This window comes from Actinosynnema sp. (genome assembly GCF_052038725.1).
Genome location: NZ_JBQGCX010000973.1, coordinates 1 through 1,996 on the forward strand (window position 1 = coordinate 1; position 1,996 = coordinate 1,996).

At 72.8% G+C, this 1,996-nt stretch carries 4 protein-coding genes; 3 read left to right on the plus strand and 1 reads right to left on the minus strand.

Features of this window, described 5'->3' with window-relative positions:
- Positions 1 to 532, plus strand: a 532-nt coding sequence (locus ACTUAL_RS20680; protein ID WP_440901406.1) for a hypothetical protein, incomplete at its 5' end; no start/stop codon positions are given.
- Between the two features lie 168 nt (positions 533 to 700).
- On the opposite strand, the gene ACTUAL_RS20685 is transcribed toward ACTUAL_RS20680, so the two are convergent.
- On the minus strand, positions 701 to 964 hold the full coding sequence (locus ACTUAL_RS20685) for a hypothetical protein (protein WP_440901407.1): 264 nt from the start codon (positions 962 to 964) through the stop codon (positions 701 to 703).
- 310 nt (positions 965 to 1,274) lie between these two features.
- Here ACTUAL_RS20685 and ACTUAL_RS20690 point away from each other — a divergent pair, with 310 nt between their 5' ends.
- Together ACTUAL_RS20690 and ACTUAL_RS20695 are read left to right on the plus strand one after the other, a co-directional pair.
- Positions 1,275 to 1,673, plus strand: coding sequence for a hypothetical protein (locus ACTUAL_RS20690; RefSeq protein ID WP_440901408.1), 399 nt, complete (start codon positions 1,275 to 1,277; stop codon positions 1,671 to 1,673).
- Positions 1,666 to 1,996: hypothetical protein (locus tag ACTUAL_RS20695; protein WP_440901409.1), on the plus strand; the 331-nt coding region annotated here is incomplete at its 3' end. The genes ACTUAL_RS20690 and ACTUAL_RS20695, both read left to right, overlap by 8 nt.

The following is a 1,996-nucleotide window of genomic DNA, read 5'->3' on the forward strand; positions in this document are numbered from 1 at the left end:
CGCGGGGCCCGACAGCCAGGGGCGGCAGGTCGTGAGTCTGCGCCGCGAAGGTGGGGCGCCGGTGCTCTACACGTACTTCGCGCGACCCGGCCTCCAGTACTGGGCGCTGACCGATCGCAGCGGCAACCAGCTCGCGGCCGACGACGCGGTGTCCGGGGTCGGCCTGGCGCGGCCGTCGCTGTCCTGGCCGACGCGCGCGGTCTCCTGGTCCGCGCTGCCGGGCACCACGCAGGAGGTGTTCACCGACGTGGTCGACACCGGCTGGCAGTACAAGATGCAGCCGAAGATGATCGCGCAGGTGGTGCACTGCGTCTCCGCGGCCGACACCACGGGCGAGCTGCGCGTGATGCTCAACGGCCAGCAGCTCGGCGAGGTGGTCCCGGTGAGCTGGACGATCTCGTACCTCGACGTGGGCCCGTTCGACTTGCCGGGCGAGGCCATGTCCCAGCACCGGGTAAGCCTTCAGTGCAGGCGCACGGCGGGCACCGGGCGGGTGGGCGCGTCGATGGCAGTGCGCGGGGAGCAGTCGTGACCGTCCCCGGACTTCCACCCGTGGTGATCCCCGTGCACGTGGTCGACGCCTCCCACCCGATCCAGGAGGCGACCGACCTCCTCCCCGCGCTCTCCGTGCCACGCTGCCCTCAGCCCACCTCGCTTCTCGCTGGCGAGGTGAGGGCTGAGGACGGCGGCGTGCGGGTCGTCAGCGAGGGATACACCCCGGAGTCGGGTCCTCCGGGCTGAGGCAGTACAGCGGGTGCGACGGCGGCAGGGGAGTCTGCGCGGGCGGCTGCGGTTCCTGCGGCTGCGGCGGAACCTGGGTCGTCGCGATCGGCGGCTGCGGCGGCACCGGCTGCGGTTGCTCCGTTGCCGTGTTCGGCGCGGCGGGCACCTGCGTCTGCACCTGGGGCGCGACTTGCGGCGGCACCACGTCCTGCTGCGGGACGGTGCTGGTCTCCGTCGCCACGCTGGTGCTGCTCGACGGCACCGGGCTCGACGTGGCGGAACTGCTGCTCGGCGCGCTGCTCACGGTTACTTCCAGGCCAGGTGGCGTCTGCGGGTCCTCCCCGGCCCCGACCGCTGCCGCCACTCCGGCCACTCCTAGAACAGCGCAGGTCAGGACCACTACGGCCACTAGGTTCCGGCGCCCATTTCTCACTGTGCCCACTGCATCTCCTTGATCGCCCCCCGGCGTCATTTTGATCATCGTCCGCCGTGGCGCTCGCGCTACCACATCGCCCCCGCGTCTTCGGGAGCGCGCAACAAGAAGGAGGGCCGTGGGCCCGTTACGTGTTTCCTGGCTGCTCGTCGACGACGTCGAGCGCTTGGCGCAGAGCCCGCCGCTGGATGGGCCCCCGTGGCTGGTGCTGGCGCTGGCGCTGATCACCACGGTTGCCGGAATCGGCGGGCCCGCGCTGCTCAAGCGGATGGACCGCCCGGCCGCGCCAGTCCTGCCGCAGGCACCCCCGGCCGTTGAGGCGTCGGTCGACCTGGTCGCCGAGGCGCTGGCGGACGCCCGCCAGGAACGGGACGAGGCGCAGGCGGAGGCCCGGCGGTGCGCCGACGAGTTGGCGGACACCCGCGTCGTGCTCGCGCACGCCGAGGCCCTGCTCGACGCGCACAACATCCAGCGGCCCCGGCCGCACCAACCACCACGAGGGGAAGGTAGTGGCTGACCACCACGACGAGACGCCGGTCGGCGCGTTGCGCGAGGCAGTGCACGACCAGACCACCACGAGCATCCAGCAGGCCGCGCAGGGCAGCGCTGACGCGGCGGTCCGCAGGTGGTTGCCGTGGACGACCGCGCTGATGTGCGTGGTCGCCGCGCTCACCTCCGCCACCGTCGCGGTCGCGGTCCAGCACAGCGTGCAGCTCGGCGCTGCCGAGGCATCGGTCATCGACCGGCGCGAGGCCGTCGCGCAGGCGCGCGGTCGCGGTGACAGCGCGAACGCGGTGCTGCGAGCCCGCGGTCAGCAGGTCGTGCAGATCCCCCAGCTCG